This window comes from Altererythrobacter sp. Root672 (assembly GCF_001427865.1).
Taxonomy (GTDB): domain Bacteria; phylum Pseudomonadota; class Alphaproteobacteria; order Sphingomonadales; family Sphingomonadaceae; genus Croceibacterium_A.
This window is the reverse complement of the sequence record NZ_LMHH01000001.1, coordinates 769,051-786,636: the sequence shown is the minus strand read 5'-3', so window position 1 is coordinate 786,636 and position 17,586 is coordinate 769,051. Positions and strand designations below refer to the sequence as shown.

14 protein-coding genes are annotated in these 17,586 nt (G+C 60.2%); 11 read left to right on the top strand and 3 right to left on the bottom strand.

Going from position 1 to position 17,586, the window contains the following annotated elements:
• Positions 1-89: 89 nt before the first annotated feature.
• Positions 90-1,883, bottom strand: coding sequence for a YadA-like family protein (locus tag ASD76_RS03855; RefSeq protein ID WP_082553591.1), 1,794 nt, complete (start codon positions 1,881-1,883; stop codon positions 90-92).
• Positions 1,884-2,267: 384 nt separating this feature from the next.
• Here ASD76_RS03855 and purF point away from each other — a divergent pair, with 384 nt between their 5' ends.
• Positions 2,268-3,740, top strand: coding sequence for an amidophosphoribosyltransferase (purF, locus tag ASD76_RS03850; protein WP_055918728.1), 1,473 nt, complete (start codon positions 2,268-2,270; stop codon positions 3,738-3,740).
• Positions 3,740-4,456, top strand: a complete 717-nt coding sequence (locus ASD76_RS03845; protein ID WP_055918726.1) for an SDR family NAD(P)-dependent oxidoreductase — start codon at positions 3,740-3,742, stop codon at positions 4,454-4,456. The genes purF and ASD76_RS03845 overlap by 1 nt, the downstream gene beginning before the upstream one ends.
• A 2-nt stretch (positions 4,457-4,458) precedes the next feature.
• Here ASD76_RS03845 and ASD76_RS03840 read toward each other — a convergent pair whose 3' ends face one another.
• The gene (locus ASD76_RS03840; RefSeq protein WP_055918724.1) at positions 4,459-5,460 is read right to left on the bottom strand and encodes an NAD-dependent epimerase/dehydratase family protein; all 1,002 of its coding nucleotides are present in this window, start codon (positions 5,458-5,460) and stop codon (positions 4,459-4,461) included.
• 1 nt (position 5,461) lies between these two features.
• On the bottom strand, positions 5,462-6,706 hold the full coding sequence (locus ASD76_RS03835; RefSeq protein ID WP_235506500.1) for a nucleotide sugar dehydrogenase: 1,245 nt from the start codon (positions 6,704-6,706) through the stop codon (positions 5,462-5,464).
• A 258-nt stretch (positions 6,707-6,964) separates the two neighbouring features.
• Between ASD76_RS03835 and ASD76_RS03830 the strand changes: the two genes are divergently transcribed.
• The 9 genes from ASD76_RS03830 to ASD76_RS03790 all read left to right on the top strand — a co-directional run bounded on the left by ASD76_RS03830 (position 6,965) and on the right by ASD76_RS03790 (position 17,586).
• Entirely contained in the window at positions 6,965-8,383 is a 1,419-nt protein-coding gene (locus tag ASD76_RS03830; RefSeq protein ID WP_156457536.1) for an O-antigen ligase family protein, read from the top strand.
• Between the two features lie 17 nt (positions 8,384-8,400).
• Positions 8,401-9,162, top strand: a complete 762-nt coding sequence (locus ASD76_RS03825; protein ID WP_235506499.1) for a polysaccharide biosynthesis/export family protein — start codon at positions 8,401-8,403, stop codon at positions 9,160-9,162.
• 31 nt (positions 9,163-9,193) lie between these two features.
• Entirely contained in the window at positions 9,194-11,377 is a 2,184-nt protein-coding gene (locus tag ASD76_RS03820; RefSeq protein WP_082553589.1) for a GumC family protein, read from the top strand.
• Between the two features lie 121 nt (positions 11,378-11,498).
• Positions 11,499-12,629 carry a hypothetical protein gene (locus ASD76_RS03815; RefSeq protein WP_235506498.1) on the top strand — a complete coding sequence of 377 codons (1,131 nt, stop codon included), beginning with the start codon at positions 11,499-11,501 and terminating at the stop codon, positions 12,627-12,629.
• A gap of 14 nt (positions 12,630-12,643) precedes the next feature.
• Complete coding sequence (locus ASD76_RS03810; RefSeq protein ID WP_055918714.1) at positions 12,644-13,774, top strand: NAD(P)/FAD-dependent oxidoreductase; 1,131 nt, start codon at positions 12,644-12,646, stop codon at positions 13,772-13,774.
• A 128-nt stretch (positions 13,775-13,902) separates the two neighbouring features.
• Positions 13,903-14,850, top strand: coding sequence for a Gfo/Idh/MocA family protein (locus ASD76_RS03805; RefSeq protein WP_055918711.1), 948 nt, complete (start codon positions 13,903-13,905; stop codon positions 14,848-14,850).
• The gene (locus tag ASD76_RS03800; RefSeq protein ID WP_055918709.1) at positions 14,847-15,434 is read left to right on the top strand and encodes an acyltransferase; all 588 of its coding nucleotides are present in this window, start codon (positions 14,847-14,849) and stop codon (positions 15,432-15,434) included. Before ASD76_RS03805 ends, ASD76_RS03800 begins: the two co-directional genes overlap by 4 nt.
• Entirely contained in the window at positions 15,431-16,543 is a 1,113-nt protein-coding gene (locus ASD76_RS03795; RefSeq protein ID WP_200943037.1) for a DegT/DnrJ/EryC1/StrS family aminotransferase, read from the top strand. The genes ASD76_RS03800 and ASD76_RS03795 overlap by 4 nt, the downstream gene beginning before the upstream one ends.
• A gap of 41 nt (positions 16,544-16,584) precedes the next feature.
• Entirely contained in the window at positions 16,585-17,586 is a 1,002-nt protein-coding gene (locus ASD76_RS03790) for an NAD-dependent epimerase/dehydratase family protein (protein WP_055918707.1), read from the top strand.

The following is a 17,586-nucleotide window of genomic DNA, read 5'->3' as shown; positions in this document are numbered from 1 at the left end:
CGTCGAGCTTTTCCGGTAGGCTGGGCGCCAGCACGCCGCCTAGTTGCTCCCGGCGCGCGAGCTGATTGCCCGCACGCCGATCGCTCAAATCAGAACTCGCCCGCCACGCCAACTCGGGCCGCGGTGTTCTTGCCGCCAGAATACGAGATCCCGGCCAGCACGCCGAAGTCGCCCTCGAACCGATGCATGGCGCCGGCGGAAACACCCACCTCGCCGCGGTAGTAGCCGATATTCGACGCATAGCTGGTCTTACCCGCTTCGCTCGGGAAATGCGGCTGCGCGAGCGCAGTGACCGCCGCGATGCCGCGCTTTGTTTCTTTCGACTGCAACGCAGCAAGATCGAAGAGCTTGCTAACCTGCCCCTCGATCCCTTCGACCCGGCCCTGCAACTCGCTGAACTGGACGTCGGACACAGCGACAGCGCCGATATGGCCCGAGCTTACGGCCTGCATCATGGTCGCGGTGGCCATCTCAAGTTGCGCGGTGGTCACCACTTGCTGGCGGCCGAGCGTGCCGTTCTTGTCGACCGTGACAACATCGACCGGCCCTACCTGGGCCGCGGTAGAAGCTGCAATATCCCCAACCTTCACGGCTGTGCCTGCACCGCCAAGAGCTACCTGGTTCGCTGCAGTCGTCACTGCACCGGCGCCCACTGCCGTCGAACCCGCATGCAAGGCTCGGGAGTTCGTGCCGATCGCCGTCGCGTTCGCGGCTGTCGCGACGGCATTATAGCCAATGACCGTAGCGGACTCGCCCTCGGCCAACGCGCCTGAGCCTAACGCCAGGCTGTTTGTCCGAAGGGCGTTGGCCTTGAAGCCCACCGCGACTGCGGACTGCGTCGTCGCGACGCTACTGGACCCGACCGCAATGGCGCCCGCCCCCGACGCCACCGTCGCGTCCCCGACCGAGATCGCTGAGACACCGTTGCCGCGCGCTCCGCTGCCGATCGCAATGGCGTTAGCCCCAGTGGACGTTGCGTTGTTTCCTATGACGGTTGAATTGGGGCTGGTCGCTTGCGAGCCTACGCCAAATGCAATGGCGCCAGATCCGGCCGAGGTGCCGAGCATCGAATAAATCGTCGCGATATCGGCATCCATGCTGATGATCTTCGCGCCAATGTCAGTCGTGCCGACGTAAAGTTTGCCGCCGACGTAAGTGTCGCCGTTCCCCCGGACGGAGAACTTGAACGAGCCGGTGCCCACGCCCGATGAGGCACCGATCAGGTAGTCGTCGACCGTTTCGCCACCAGTGTGGACCCGCATCGCGTAGCTCGCGCCCGACGTGGAACTCGCCGAGAAGATCGCGCCCCACTTGTTGTCGTCGGCGTTGACGTAAAGGTTTGGGCTGCCGAGCAGACCGGGTCCGGTGTACGTCGAGCCGTTGTTGGCCCCGATCTCAAGCCGGCCATCGGCTGTGAGTTCCATCGCGCTATACACTCGGCTACCGTCAGAAACCGCGAAGCGCATTTTTGTCGGGGGCAGTGATCCGTCGCTGAAGGGGATTGCGCCATCAACGACAACGTCGAGCGAGGCGGCATTCCAGAACTGGTTTCCAGAATATCCCCGGAAATCAAGATACCCGAGCTGAGTGCCGGGCATCACAACTGTCGGAGCGGTCGAATCGCCCAGATATCTGCGGAAGGCGACTCCTGGCGGAAAGTTCGCCCCGCTATCGATGGTGATGGCGTCGGCGCTCTGTGTCGTGTTGCCGATGTAGATTTGTCCGATGTCGGCCGGAACCGGCGACCCGTCAAGGTTGGTAGCGATACCCTGTGTATCGGTGTTGCCGATAACGAGCTCTTCGACAGGCGCGGTGGTGGTTTCGGCCGCGAGCGGCCCCGATCCAGCAAGCAAGAACACAGCTGCGACCCTGATATTCCTCATTAAACCCTCCGTCTGATTCTGATTTGACCCGATTGACGACGGGCCTGGGGGAGTCAAATCGGTGCCTAGCGCTGGCGGGCCATGAAGCTGGGACGCCCTTCAGGTGCTGTGACGAGGTCACGACCAGGTACCGGCACCCGTCATACGTCCCGCTCCGAAGGGCTCGATGAGCGAGCGAATCGATCAGCCGCGCCTGGGAGTTGGGAAGGTGGCGTTGCTCCTGCAGGGGTCCATCAAGGCGCGCGTCGACCAACTTCGCCGGGAAGATCCCGTCGGTTTCCCGCCGACGCTTCATATTAGGGGAGCAAAGTGGCCAAACGACTTGTAATCGAGCCGCGACGTCGCCATTGGGAACCCCGCGGTTGACGACCCTTTGTGGGATACATGAACCTTACCCATCCATACCTTGACGAGCACGGCGACAAGCTGCGCGAAGAATGCGGCATCTTTGGCGTGATCGGTGCAACCGACGCGGCGGCCGTTTGCGCACTTGGCCTTCACGCTCTGCAGCATCGCGGCCAAGAGGCCGTTGGCATCACCAGCTTTGACGGCGCCGAGTTCTTCACTCGACGCGGGCTCGGCCACGTGGCGGACAACTTCTCGAGCGGCGAATCGATTGCCGAGCTCCCCGGCATGATGGCCGGCGGGCACGTGCGCTATTCGACGACCGGGGGCGCCGGCTTGCGCAACGTCCAGCCGCTCTATGCCGATCTGGCGAGTGGCGGCTTTGCCGTGGCGCACAACGGCAACATCTCGAACGCGGGACACCTCAAGCGCGATCTCGTGCAGCGCGGTGCGATCTTCCAGTCGACATCCGACACCGAGGTCATCATCCACCTCGTCGCGACGAGCCGCTTCAAGTCGATGCTCGACAAGCTGGTCGATGCGCTTCGCCTGGTGGAAGGGGCCTACTCGCTGATCGTGATGACTCCGCGCGGCATGGCGGCTTGCCGCGATCCGCTCGGCATTCGTCCGCTCGTTATGGGCAAGCTCGGTGACGCTGTGGTCTTCGCCAGTGAGACAGTGGCACTCGATGTCGTGGGCGCGGAGTTCGTCCGCCAGGTCGAGCCCGGCGAGTTCGTCGAAGTGGATTTCGATGGGACGATCCGCAGTCACAAGCCATTCGGCGACGTCCAGGCCCGCCCCTGCATTTTTGAACACGTCTATTTCAGCCGGCCGGATTCGGTGTTCAATGACCGCTCGGTCTATGAATCCCGCAAGCAAATCGGCGTCGAGCTGGCCAAGGAAGCGCCCGTAGAGGCCGACTTGGTAGTTCCGGTGCCGGACAGCGGCGTGCCGGCGGCGATCGGCTATTCGCAGCAATCGGGCATCCCGTTCGAGCTCGGCATCATTCGTTCGCACTACGTCGGGCGGACCTTCATCCAACCCTCGGACGGCGCGCGCCATGCGAGCGTCAAGCGCAAGCACAACGCCAACCGCAAGCTCGTCGAAGGCAAGCGCATCGTCCTGATCGACGATTCGATCGTGCGCGGCACGACGTCGCTCAAGATCGTGCAGATCATGCGCGATGCCGGCGCCAAGGAAGTTCACTTCCGCGTCGCCAGCCCGCCGACCGGGCATGGCTGTTATTACGGCGTGGACACTCCGGAGCGCTCGAAGCTGCTTGCCGGGCGGATGGATGTCGCCGCGATGTGCGACTTCATTCAGGCCGACAGCCTGGCGTTCGTGTCGATCAATGGCCTCTATCGCGCGGTCGGACACGAAGCCCGGAATGCCAACAGACCGCAGTATTGCGATGCCTGCTTCACCGGGGACTACCCCACGCGGCTGACCGACCTCGCCGAACGTCATCACGACGACACCCAGCTCCCGCTGCAAGTCGACAAGGTAGCCTGATGTCCGCAGAAAAGCCGCTCGCCGGGCGCGTCGCGCTCGTCACTGGCGCGAGCCGCGGTATCGGCGCCGCAACCGCCAAGGCCCTCGCCGCAGCCGGCGCGCACGTTGTCATAACAGCTCGCAAAGCACGCGATCTGGAGGACGTCGAAGAAGCCATCCACCAAGCCGGTGGCGCAGCCACGATCGCGCCGATGGACCTGACTGAAAGCGATTCCATCGCTCGTCTCGCCACGGCCGTGACCGAAAGGTGGGACAAGCTAGATATCTTGGTGATAAATGCGGCGATCCTGCCGCAGCTCTCGCCAGTGACGCAAATCGAACAGAAGGCGTTCAATCAGGCGCTCACTCTGAACGTTCTCGCGACGCAAGTCCTGCTTGCATCCTTCGACCCCCTGCTGAAGCGTAGCGGCAGGGGACGAGTAATTGGCCTCACCAGCAGTGTCGGCGCCGAGCCGCGCGCCTACTGGGGTGCCTATGGCGCGACGAAGGCGGCGTTCGACACGCTGCTATCCTGCTACGCTCAGGAAGTGGAGCGGATCTCCGAGACCCGCGTCGCCATCCTGGACCCTGGCGCCTCGCGAACCCAGATGCGCGCCAGAGCCTATCCGGGCGAAGATCCGCAGACTGTGAAGGCGCCTGAAGTAGTGGGTGAGCGCATCCGGGAACTGCTTACCGCGGATTTCCTGACTTCGCACCGGGAACGAATTTCCCCCTGAAATTAGAGGCCGTGGTATTCGCGGTACCAACGGACGAACTGCGGAATCCCAATCTCAACCGGAGTGCTCGGCTGATAGCCGACATCCCGCTGAAGGGCCGCGATATCGGCATAAGTCCGCGGCACATCCCCATCCTGCATTGGCAGCATTTCGATCTTTGCCTCGCGTCCACATTCCTGTTCGAGAATCCCGATGACTTTCATCAGATGCTCTGAGCGGTGGTTGCCGATGTTGTACAACGCGTGCGGGGCATGGCTTCCGCCCGACTTTTCGGCAGCATCGTCCTTGGGCGCTCGATCAAGACAAGCGACGACGCCAGAAACTATGTCGTCGACATAGGTAAAATCTCGCCACATTTCCCCATGATTGAAAACCGGTATCGCTTCACCGGCGAGGATCTTCTTCGTGAAGATCCACATCATCATGTCCGGGCGCCCCCAAGGCCCATAGACCGTGAAAAAGCGGAGTCCCGTTAGCGGTAAACGATAGAGATGAGCATACGTCTCGCTCATCAATTCATCGGCCTTTTTCGTCGCTGCGTACAAAGATAGTGGATGGTCCACTCGATCTTCGACGGCGAAGGGCAGCTTGGTATTGCCGCCATAAACCGAACTCGAGCTGGCGTAGACCATGTGCTGCACGCCACGGTGCCGGGCGATCTCCAACATGTTCAAATGACCGACGAGATTAGCCTGAACGTACGCGTGCGGATTCTCGATCGAGTAGCGAACTCCCGCCTGGGCCCCGAGATGAACGATACTGTCGAAATCGTCCTTTACGAGCGCAGTTTCGAGTGCCGCCGTGTCGGAGAAATCCTGCCGGACCAGATGGAAGCGTTCACTCCCGTACTGGTTCAAGCGCGCTATCCGATCCTCCTTCAGCGAGACAGGATAGTAATCGTTCAGATTATCGACGCCGACAACGCTGTCGCCCCTTTGAATGAGGCGATGAGCCAACGTGGATCCGATAAATCCGGCGGCGCCGGTAATCAAAACGCGCGCCATCTCAGAGCGTCCAATCCGCGGCCGAACCGAGCGCGCCCTTCAGGTCAGCGAGAATTCCACCTTCCGCGATCATAGCGCGCAACTCCTCACGTCCTTTTTCCAAATAGGCCCTGTGAGGCACTGCCAGCACGACCAAGTCATAGCGCCTGTCGAGCGCGTCTGCATCCAATACGACCCCGTACTCATGCAACGCTTCTTCCGCGTCGGCTAGTGGGTCGTGGACTACGACATCGTGTCCGAGGCCGCTCAATGCGGAAACAAGGTCGGCCACCTTGCTATTGCGCAAGTCGGGCACGTTTTCCTTGAACGTGAGGCCGAGAACGAGAACCCGCTTGCCGGGTCCGTCCAGTACCTTGTGCAGTTCCTCAGCGAGCCAGGGCGCCATCCCATCGTTCACGCCGCGTCCCGCCAGGATCACCCGCGGGTCGTGTCCGAGCTGCTCCGCGCGATGCGACAAATAGTACGGGTCCACCCCAATGCAGTGACCACCCACAAGACCCGGCGCAAAAGGGAGAAAGTTCCACTTGGTGCCGGCCGCGGCCAGGACGTCCCAAATGGAAATGTCCATCTTTCGAAAGATCTGCGCGATCTCATTCATGAAAGCGATATTGATGTCGCGTTGGGCGTTTTCGATGACCTTGGCCGCCTCTGCAGTCCTAATCGACGCGGCACGGTAGACTCCGCCAGTGGTCACCGCCTCGTACAGGGCCGAAACCTTATCCAGTACCTCAAGAGTCTGCCCGGAAACGACTTTCGTGATCTTGTCGATCGTATGCTCTCGGTCGCCGGGATTGATCCGTTCAGGACTGTACGCGAGGAAGAAGTCCTTTCCACATACGGCATTGGATCCGTCCTCCAGGATCGGCCCGCAAATCTCTTCCGTCACGCCCGGATAGACCGTGCTTTCGTAGATGACGATGGGCCGACGTCCTTCCTTCAGAGCCGACTTCAACATCCGTGCAACGGTGCGCGACGCGGCCTCCACGATCGAAAGGTCCGGTTTATTCCGCTCGTCGATCGGTGTCGGAACGGTCACGATGTAGAAGTCCGAGGCCGGGCAATCTTCCGCACTGCTCGTGGTAAGGAGACTGCTGCTCCGCAGCCTTTCGTATTCCACTTCGCCGGTACGATCGGTTCCGTTCTGCAATTCCGAAATTCGCTTCACGTCGATGTCGAAGCCAGTTGTGGGAAACTTTCCAGCGAGCGCGACCGCGAGCGGCAGTCCCACATAGCCCAGGCCGATCACGGTTACTTGCGGAAGTGATTTAGTCACGATTGTGGAAGACCTTGTGCAAGGTTGCTGGAGTGGATCGCAGAGCGAGCGGGCCTCTATATAATGCTCTCTGCGCCGATCAACTGGCAGATCGGGTAGTTCGGTTTGCGGCAGCCCACTTCCAAGCCGCCGCATAGCCACTTGAACACCAATCGCATTTTGCTAGGAGGCGACCGGTCCGGATCGTTTTGGAAAAGACCAGAGACAACGGGTCATCGAGGGGAAAGTTAGTTGACGACAGCGCATCGTACCTCGGCGCACGTCACGGCCGGTTGGTGGCTCGTCGTGGCCTACATTGGCTTCATATTCTTGACCGGGGGAGGTTCGAGAGACGACATTCAGTCCCTCGTCATCCTGCGTCCGATATCAGTTGTGGTATGCGCGCTCGCGATCCTGCATTTGCGTGCGGAAGACCTGGTTAGATATCGTACGATTGCTGCTCTGATCGCGGCGACGTTCCTGCTGATTCTGGCTCACCTTCTCCCACTTCCTCCGGCGGTTTGGCAGATGCTGCCACATCGCGACCTGATCGTCGAAATAGATGGCGCCACTGGCCTGGCCGATGTCTGGCGCCCCCTTACGATCGCCCCGCAACGGACGTGGAATGCGTTGTTTTCCCTGTTCGTGCCCCTTTCCGTGTTCCTCCTGCTGGCGCGCTTCGATCGAGGCCAGTTGCGGGCTTTGCTTTTGCCCGTGATCTGCATCGGATTGCTGTCCGGATTCGTTGGCCTTCTGCAGATCACGGGTGGCGAAGGTAGCCCGCTCTACTTCTATTCCATTCACAACGACCGTGCTGCTGTGGGCCTATTTTCCAACCGAAATCATCAGGCGATGCTCCTTGCTTCGCTCTTCCCGATGCTGGCGGTCTATGCCTCGCTACAGGTCCGGACGACACAGCGGTTCAGGCTGCGCGCGATGGTCTGCGCCGCTGCAGGTGCCGTGCTTGTGCCGTTGTTGCTGGTAACGGGCTCTCGCGCGGGGCTGGTTCTGGGGCTGATCGGCCTCGCCTCAGTTCCGTTTCTGTTTCGTCGCCCTGCAACTGACGACCCCCAGCGTCGCAAGGCTGCCGCTTTTCCCATCGTTCCCGTTGTCCTTGGGATCGCAGGCGTGACTCTCGTGGCGCTCCTGGCTCTACTTTTTTCGCGCGCCGAAGCCCTGACGCGGATCACTGGTTCGGAACAGGCGGAAGATCTACGCTTCCAGGCGTTCATGCCGATGTTGGATATGGCCTGGCGCTACTTTCCGTTCGGATCGGGACTGGGCAGTTTCGTCGAAGCTTATCAACGCGATGAGCCTGCTTCACTTCTGAAGCCGGAATACTTCAATCACGCGCACAATGACTTCATGGAGATCGCACTTACGGGTGGAGTGCTGGCACTACTCCTGCTGGCAGTTGCGATCGCAGCTTGGCTGATTGCCGGGCTGCGCGTTTGGCGCCCATTCAAGACCGGTTCCGATGACACGAGGATCGCTCGCATGGGCTTTGTAATCATCGGTCAGTTTCTTCTCGCAAGCACCGTCGATTACCCCGTCCGCACGCCTTCCCTGGCTTGTCTGCTTATTCTCGCCGCAGTGTGGCTAAAAAGCGGGATTCGACAAAGCGAGGCAGAGGTTTCAAATAGGCTGGAAGTTCCCCAAGCTTTCCGTTAGCCGCTGACCATTGGCCGGTGCATCACATCGGCAAGGAAATGAACTTCATGCGTAACGTTTTGATTCTGTTGGCTGGCTGCTCCATCCTGGCGGGATGCGGCTCAACTGGTCCGTATGGCCCCCTCCAAACCACTTCCGGGCCGACTTCAAACGTACAACTTGTCTACGGAACCCAACTTCCACCACCTACGGAAGTTGATCTGTTTAGGGGCTATCGTCCCTACCGGATTGGGCCTTTCGATCGCCTGGAAATAAGCGTCTTTGGCGTTGAAGACCTCCAGCGCAGGGAATACCGGGCCGACGCGAGCGGCCGGGTCTCGTTCCCACTTGCCGGCACAGTTGAAGCCGCCGGGTTAACCCCCGCAGAGCTCGAGCAGGAAATTGCCAATCGCCTGCGTGGACGCTTCATTCGGGACCCGCAGGTCACGGTCAACCTGGCGGAAACGGTCAGCCAGGTGGTCACTGTTTCCGGTCAGGTAGTCCAACCGGGTCTCTATCCAGTTGTAGGCAAAATGACTTTGCAGCAGGCCGTCGCCACCGCGCGAGGTATGGATGATTTTGCGAAGGTCACCGAGGTGATTGTGTTCCGCGATGTAGGCGGTCAAAAGATGGCCGCCATTTACGACCTTCGCGGCATTGAGCGCGGCAACTATGACGATCCTGAGATCTACGCGAACGACATTGTAGTGGTGGGCGATTCACCTCAACGGCGCCTTATGCGCGACCTGATCGGCGCGGCGCCGGCGATTCTTGCGCCGCTCCTCGTTACCATTATTTGACGCTAGGCGTAGCGCGACACTTGGAATTATTATGAATCAGCAAGTTATCGGCCTTACCAACCAGGCGTCGGACCTTGGCCCTGTACAGGGCCATGAAGGCGTTCGAGCCGCCGAGCCGCCAATTCTGTTGCAGTACTGGACCACGCTGCTGCGCTGGAAGTGGGTCATCGCGTCGGTAATCGTGGCGGCAATCGCGGTTGGCTTAGTCGTCACCCTTCTCACGACCCCACAATACACGGCCACCGCGCGGATCGAAATTAGCCGCGAACAGCAGAACATCGCCAACGTCCAGGGCATCGAGTCTCCGCAGGCCAGCCAGGACGACGAGTTCTATCAAACCCAATATTCCAACCTCGAAGCACGCTCGCTAGCCGAGCGCGTCGCCCGAGAGCTTCGCCTTGCGAGCAGCCCCACGTTTTTCGCAGCTCATGGCTTCGATTTCGAAGAATTGGACGACAGCTCGGCCGCTTCATCTTCGGAAGACCGCGCCGGACGAGAAAAGCTGGCTGTCGACTTGCTCCTTTCGCACGTCACGATCTCCCCGATTACGCGCTCTCGGCTTGTCGACATCGGCTACACCAGCGGATCTGCCGATCTCTCGGCGACCATTGCCAATACGTGGGCCCAGCAATTCGTTGCTTCCAGCCTTGATCGTCGCTTCTCCTCCACCGCAGACGCCCGAAAGTTCCTCGAAGGAAGGCTCGCCGAGCTCGCACAGCGGCTCGAGGAATCGGAGCGGCTTGCCGTCAACTATGCTGCCCGCAACGACATCGTTCTCCTTGGCCGTACGATCACGCCCGACGGCCGCACTCTCGTGGATCGGACGCTGACCTCGTCGGACCTGGAAGCGCTGAACACGGCCCTCGCCCAAGCGACTGCCGAACGAGTTGCCGCCGAAAGCCGTGCCCGCACCGCGGGACCGTCGGAACTGAGCATTACCAATCCGACGATCGTGGCCTTGCGCGACAGGCGCGCGCAGGCTGCTGCCGATTACGCCAAGCTGATGGTGCAGTTCGAACCTGGCTATCCCGCGGCACAGGCTCTGCAGGAGCAGATTGCATCTTTGGATAGCGCCATCGCTCGCGAAGACGCCCGGATCGTCAACAGCCGTACCGCCGAGTTCCGCAATGTCGCCACTCGCGAGAGCGATCTTCGCCGGCGCGTGGCTGACCTGAAAGCTCAGCTGAACACGCAGCAAAGAGCTTCGATCCAGTACAACATCTATCAGCGCGAAGCGGATACCAACCGCCAACTCTACGACAGCCTCCTCCAGCGCTACAAGGAAATCGGCGTCGCAGGCGTGTCCATCAGCAACATTGCGATCGTGGATGGGGCTCAAGTTCCAGATTCCCCGACCTCGCCGGACCTGCTGCTCAACCTTGCCCTCGCATCGATAGCCGGACTTGGCCTTGCCTTCCTTGTCGTGCTCGGCCTCGAGCAGATCGACGAAGGCGTGCGCGATCCTTCGCAAATTGGCCGCGAGCTCGACGTCGCCCTTCTCGGCAGCGTGCCAAGGATGGACGATGTCGAAGCGGAAGAGGCTTTGAAGGACGTCAAGTCGGAGCTTTCGGAAGCGTACTTCAGCGTGCAATCGAACTTGTCGTTCGCCACCGATCACGGATTCCCGAGGTCGCTCATGTTGACGAGTTCCCGTCCGGCCGAGGGCAAGACCACCTCGAGCGTCGCCCTGGCTGCGGCAATCGGCCGGACCGGCAAGCGCGTTCTGCTCATCGATGCGGACATGCGGTCCCCATCGTGCCATCAGTACTTCGAACTCCCGAACGACGCCGGCCTCAGCAACTTCCTGACCGGATCTGAAGATTGGTCGGCCCTAGTCCTACCGACCGATCTGCGAGGCCTCAGCCTCATGACGGCAGGTCCGACGCCGCCGAGCGCAGCTGAACTCTACACTGGCGATCGCCTGAAAGACTTGGTGCAGAAGGCGTTGACTGAATTCGATCATGTGGTGGTTGATAGCCCCCCGATCCTCGGGCTCGCCGACGCGCCGCTCATTTCCCGCGCCGTCGAAGGGTGCGCATTTGTCATCGAAGCCGAAGGCGTCGCAGTGCGCGGGCTACGTTCGGCTGTAAATCGCCTGCGGCAGGCAAATGCACGCATCTACGGAGCGATCGTGACGAAGCTGGATCACAAGAGCGCGGGATACGGATACGGATACGGATATGGCTATGGCTACGGCAATCAAACCGAAGCCTAAGCGGGCGCAAAAGGGCCGCGCAAACTGGGGCCGTCTATTTGGCGGGCGGCCTTGGTGGGTCGCCGCGCTGATCATCTTGATTGGCGTTGTCATTGCGTGGCAGGCAGCAGTGCAAGCGCTGTTGTTCGTCGCGCGGGACAGCAATCCTCCCATCGCCATCCGGATGGGCGACGAGACCACAAAGCTGAAGCTTCAAGTTCAGCTGGGTCTGTCCGACCCCAAGGAGCTCAGGGACACTGAGATCGTCAACGATGCCCGCAAGGCACTTCGAAGGAATCCCCTCGACGCGGTGGCCCTTAGAGCGTTGGCACTCCACTACGACGCCCTCAAGAATCCCAAGAAGGCGGTGCAATTTGCCCAGCTCGGCGGAGAGGCGACCCGGCGTGACCGCCCCATTCAGCTACTGCTTGCAGGCGCGGCGGCCCAGGCGGGCGACGCCGATCGCACAATGGAGCATTTGAACACGGCGCTTTCAACGACAGCCTCCGGGCGGCAGCAGATCTTTGCCGCGATGAGCCAAATGACACGGCAGCAGATATTTCTCGACATGTTGCAACCCTACGTGCGTGACGATGTCCTGTGGATGCCTGGGTTCCTCGGGCATTTGGTTAGCGATGGAGCTGAGGGACCCCGAGCAGCAGCTCAGCTCGTGCTTCGCGCAGATCCGAAGAATACCGCCGATATTCAAAAGAAGATTGGCGGCGACCTGCTGGGAATGCTGGCTACATACGGTGAGTATGACCTGCTTCGCCGTACTTACGATCGCACTCGGGGTACGGGCAAGGACTTGTCCCAACTGGCCACGTTCGATGCAGCGACTGCCAACAAAGATCTAGGATGGCTCGGCTGGACGCCCTCGACAAACGCTTCGCTTGGCGCCGATCTCGACGTTGGCGAGAACGGGCGGATGACGGCCACGGTCTACGCCGGTCAAAGTGAACGAGGCGTCGCCTTGCACCGGACGCTATTTTTGAAGCCTGGCCGGTACACCCTGAATGAAACCCGGCAATTGGCAATCGCGGCCGACCGCGCATCCGCCCAATGGAATCTCTATTGCCCGGATGACAAGAACGGCCGTCGCTTGATCTGGTCTGGCCCCAAGCAACTCGCGTACACGGTTCGCTCCGCCCCTGGCCCCCTGATCCCTGCCGACTGCAAGGCGCAAGTGCTGGAACTGCAAGTCTATGGCGGCGATTCCACGCGAGGCTTCGAGATTGTGATCGATCAGTTTGCCCTAACCCGCGCAAACTAATCGGCTCTCTGCGCTTGTCAGACTCGCCCGATTTCGACCTATTGGTAATTGGCGCTGGCGTAGTTGGGCTTGCCGTTGCTTACAAAGCTTCTCAAGCCGGAATGAAGGTCCTGCTCGCCGAGCGCAACGACAAGTTCGGTAGTGAAACCAGCTCCCGAAACAGCGAGGTCATCCACGCGGGGATCTACTATCCCCCAGGCTCGCTGAAGGCTGTCACTTGCGTCGATGGCCGGGAAAAGCTCTACGCCTTCTGCCTGGAAAACGAGGTTCCGTTCCGCAAATGCGGAAAACTCATCGTCGCAACTGGACATGACCAGTTGCACGAACTCGATAAGATTCAACAGAATGCTCGCATGTCTGGAGTGGATGACTTGGTTCGCTTGTCATCCGCGGAGATCGCCAATTTGGAGCCAGACATCCGTGCAGCCGGCGGTCTGCTTTCCCCTTCGACAGGCATTATCGATTCCCACGAATACATGCTGGCGTTGTTGGGTGCGGCCGAGACGCAAGGGACCCAGTTCGTAGCGCGAACGGAAGTGGGCTCGATCTTTCCGGGACACAACGGATGGAGCGTTTGCATCAGGGGAGATCGCGAGCCGGTCCTGAACGCCAGAGCCATTGTGAATGCTGCAGGCCTTTGGGCCGGCCACGTCTCCCAACAAATCGAAGGCTATCCAACGGAGCGTGTACTGCAGGTGCATTATGCGAAAGGAAGCTATTTCAGCTATTCAGGAGCGACGTCGTTCCGGCGCCTAATCTACCCAATTCCCGAACCCGGCGGTCTTGGGACCCATCTTACCCTCGATCTCGCAAATTCGGCCCGCTTCGGGCCGGACGTCGAATGGATCGAAGAACTCAACTACGACGTGGCCCCTGAAGCTAAGACGCAGTTCGCCGAGCGCGTGGCCCAATTCTGGCCAGGCGTAGACCCTGATCGATTGGAGCCAGGATACGCCGGAATCCGCCCGAAACTGTCGCCGCCTGGCGGAACGGCTGCTGATTTCGTGGTGGAAGGCCCCGCCGATCATGGAGTTCCCGACCTGGTCAATTTCTACGGTATCGAAAGCCCAGGGCTCACGGCATCACTCTCGCTGGCGGAGTTGGCGGTCGAGAAGCTGTCGCAACCGCTGGCATGCAAGTCGTGACCGTGGCACTTCCGATTTCTGGCCACGAAGGCCAGGCCTAGTGAGACTTTTCACTCCCATTCTTCGCCTGTATGTGCTCCACGCTGCCATGCTTCGCTCGACAAATCATAGACATTGACCCACCCAGCATGACTAACTTCGCACTGATCGGCGCTGCCGGCTACATCGCCCCCAGGCACATGGCCGCCATCCGGGACACGGGAAACCGCCTGGACGCCGCGCTCGACCCCAACGATTCGGTTGGGATCATCGACAGCTATTTCCCGAACGCTCACTTTTTCACCGAGTTTGAGCGCTTCGACAGATACGTCGATAAACTCCGACGCTCGGCGGCTCGGGAGCAGATCGAGTTTGTCTCGATATGTTCTCCGAACTATCTTCACGACTCCCACATAAGGTTCGCCTTGCGTTCCGGGGCAGATGCGATCTGCGAAAAGCCTCTCGTTCTCAACCCCTGGAACATCGACGCCCTCTCAGAAGTAGAGCGTGATTGCGGCCGCAAGACCCACACGATCCTGCAACTTCGATTGCATCCTGCGATCGTTGCGTTGCGGGAAAACGTCACCTCTCAGCCGAGTGCCACGAAGCATGAAATCGACCTGACATATGTCACATCACGAGGCCGTTGGTATCAGCAGAGCTGGAAGGGGGACGAACGCAAGTCTGGAGGAATTGCCACGAACATCGGGGTGCATTTCTTCGACATGCTCCATCACCTGTTTGGAGCAGTGCAACAGAACATCGTGCACGTTTCAGAACCAGACAAGGCCGCCGGCTATCTGGAATTTGAGCACGCGCGTGTCCGCTGGTTTCTCTCACTTGACGTCGAGGACGTACCCGTTGCCGAGCGAACCAAGGGAGCCCGAACCTATCGCTCGATCACATGTGACGGGAAGGAAATCGAGTTTTCAGGCGGGTTCACGGATCTGCATACGCGCAGTTACGAGGAAATCCTGGCGGGGCGCGGTTTCGGTCTGGAAGACAATCGGTGCGCTATAGAAATCGTTTCAGGCATCCGAAACGCGACGCCACAGCCAGGAAATGGCGAGCGGCATCCGGCGATAGCCCTTAGATGAACGACCTAACCATACACCCAAGCGCGATAGTCGATGAAGGGGCCCAGATTGGCTCCGGGTCACGGATATGGCATTTTGTCCATGTATGCGCAGGCGCCAAGATCGGACGCGACGTTTCACTGGGCCAAGGCGTCTATGTGGGGAACCGGGTGAGCATCGGCGACGGCTGCAAGGTTCAGAACAACGTCTCGGTCTACGATAACGTGACACTCGAAGACGGGGTCTTCTGTGGGCCGAGCGCTGTCTTCACCAACGTGCATAACCCACGCGCCCGTGTCGAACGAAAGAACGAGTACCGGGATACCCTGGTGCGCGAGGGGGCCAGCCTTGGCGCCAACTGCACCATCGTCTGCGGCGTCACGATTGGTCGTTACGCGTTCGTCGCGGCCGGTGCCGTGGTGACGCGAGACGTTCCCGATTACTGCCTGGTTGCGGGAGTGCCGGCGCGGCCGATCGGATGGATGAGCGCGCATGGGACGCGGCTCGACCTCCCAATGTCGGGCTCTGGATCCGCGATTTGCCCCGCTTCCGGCGAAGAATACGTGCTCGAAAATGACGAAGTAAGGATGGTGCTCGAACGATGATGCCGTTCGTTGACCTTGCGGCCCAGCAGGACCGGATACGCACCGAGATCGAGGGAGCCATCAACCGGGTTCTTGCCCACGGCAAGTACATCCTCGGCCCAGAGGTCGGCGAGCTCGAAGAGAGGCTGGCAGAATTCTCCGGCGTGCCGTTCTGCATCTCCTGCGCCAACGGCACCGATGCGCTGCAGATCGCGCTTATGGCTCTTGAGGTCGGCGCAGGCGATGAAGTCGTCATGCCTAGCTTCAGCTATATCGCTACGGCCGAAGCTGCAGCCCTGCTTGGCGCGCGCCCTGTTTATGTCGACATCGATCCGCTGACGTACAACCTTGATCCGGCGAAGCTCGAAGCAGTCATCACGGACCGTACGAAAGCCATCATTCCGGTATCGCTCTACGGCCAGTGCGCGGATTTCGATCCGATCAATGCGATCGCCAAAAGGCACGGGATACCTGTAATCGAGGACGGGGCGCAGAGTTTTGGCGCTCATTATCGCGGTCGACGCTCAGGTTCCCTCACTACAGTGGGTTGCACCAGCTTCTTTCCGTCCAAGCCCCTCGGCTGTTACGGAGACGGCGGCGCGATCTTTTGCTCGGATCCCGAACTCGCAACCCGCATGCGGCAGATTGCGCGCCACGGGCAGGATCGTCGATATCATCACATTCGAATTGGCGTGAACAGCCGATTGGACACGCTCCAGGCGGCCATTCTCCTCCCAAAGCTCGAAATCTTGAACGACGAAATCGAACGCCGCGAGGAGGTTGCAGGGCTTTACGCGAGGGCCCTTGCCGGCGCCGGCGTGTTGGCGCTGCCGCACGTCATTGAAGGCAATTCCAGCGCGTGGGCGCAATACACGATCCGCGTTCCGCAGCGCGAGGCGGTGCAGGCAGCACTAACAGCAGCAGGCATTCCAACGGCTGTCCACTACCCCTTGCCGCTCGCTCAACAACCCGCGGTTGCGGATCCCGATAGTGCAGCATTGCCGCACAGCTCGAGCGCCGCCAGGGAAGTGCTCAGCCTTCCCATGCATCCTTACATGACTAAGCCCGACGTAGAGCGAGTAGCCTCGAGCGTTGCGGCCGCTATAGCCGCGGTCGAACCGGCTGTTTGAATTACGTCCTGGCTCATCTGGCCAAATCGGAGACTTTTTAGATGGATTTGCAAGGCAAGAAATTGCTCGTGATCGGCGGCGCCGGACTGATCGGCTCACACACCGTCGACAACCTCTTGGGGCATGATGTCGCGCAAGTAGTGATCTACGACAATTTCGCCCGGGGTCGTCGTGAGAACCTCGACAACGCGCTGAGCGATCCGCGGGCGAAGATCTTCGAAGCCGGCGGTGACATTCTTCAGGCTGACGTCCTTGACGATGCGATGAAGGGAATGGACGGCGTCTTCCACTTTGCTGCTCTGTGGCTACTACAATGCCACGAATATCCCCGGACCGCATTTAACGTGAACGTTGGGGGCACCTTCAACGTGATGGACGCCTGTGTTCGCAATGGCGTGAGCCGCTTGGTCTATTCCTCCTCCGCTTCGGTCTACGGAGATGCCGTGACGGAGCCCATGGAAGAGGATCACCCCTTCAACAACCAGAACTTCTACGGCGCGACGAAGATCTGCGGAGAGGCGATGCTGCGCGCTTATCACCATCGCTACGGTCTGGACTATGTCGGTCTGCGCTACATGAACGTCTACGGCCCGCGGCAGGACTATCATGGCGCCTACATCGCGGTGATCATGAAGATGCTCGATGCCATTGATCGCGGCGAGGCTCCAACGATCCTGGGCGATGGCTCCGAGGCCTTCGATTTCGTTGCCGTGGAGGATTGCGCACGAGCCAACGTTTGCGCGATGCAGGCCAGCGCAACCGATGATTTCTACAATGTCGGAACCGGCATTCGGACGAGCCTCAAGGAGCTGGCGGAGCGCCTGCTCAATTTGACGGGCTGCAACAAGGAAATCCAGTACGCGCCGCGGAGCCAGGCCACGCTTGTCCGGAATCGGATCGGCAGCCCGGAAAAAGCGAAGAATGATATCCAATATGCCGCCACTCTCGACCTAGACGAAGGTCTACGAAGGCTGATCGAGTGGCGTGCGCAGCACAAAGCCGAAGTCGACGCGCGCCGCCTCGCGGTGGGTCTGACCAAGTAA

Bases quoted from the DNA above. Each gene is read 5' to 3' on its own strand.
- ASD76_RS03855 (WP_082553591.1), bottom strand. From the start codon at position 1,883: ATGAGGAATATCAGGGTCGCAGCTGTGTTCTTGCTTGCTGGATCGGGG.
- purF (WP_055918728.1), top strand. From the start codon at position 2,268: ATGAACCTTACCCATCCATACCTTGACGAGCACGGCGACAAGCTGCGC.
- ASD76_RS03845 (WP_055918726.1), top strand. From the start codon at position 3,740: ATGTCCGCAGAAAAGCCGCTCGCCGGGCGCGTCGCGCTCGTCACTGGC.
- ASD76_RS03840 (WP_055918724.1), bottom strand. From the start codon at position 5,460: ATGGCGCGCGTTTTGATTACCGGCGCCGCCGGATTTATCGGATCCACG.
- ASD76_RS03820 (WP_082553589.1), top strand. From the start codon at position 9,194: ATGAATCAGCAAGTTATCGGCCTTACCAACCAGGCGTCGGACCTTGGC.
- ASD76_RS03805 (WP_055918711.1), top strand. From the start codon at position 13,903: ATGACTAACTTCGCACTGATCGGCGCTGCCGGCTACATCGCCCCCAGG.
- ASD76_RS03800 (WP_055918709.1), top strand. From the start codon at position 14,847: ATGAACGACCTAACCATACACCCAAGCGCGATAGTCGATGAAGGGGCC.
- ASD76_RS03795 (WP_200943037.1), top strand. From the start codon at position 15,431: ATGATGCCGTTCGTTGACCTTGCGGCCCAGCAGGACCGGATACGCACC.
- ASD76_RS03790 (WP_055918707.1), top strand. From the start codon at position 16,585: ATGGATTTGCAAGGCAAGAAATTGCTCGTGATCGGCGGCGCCGGACTG.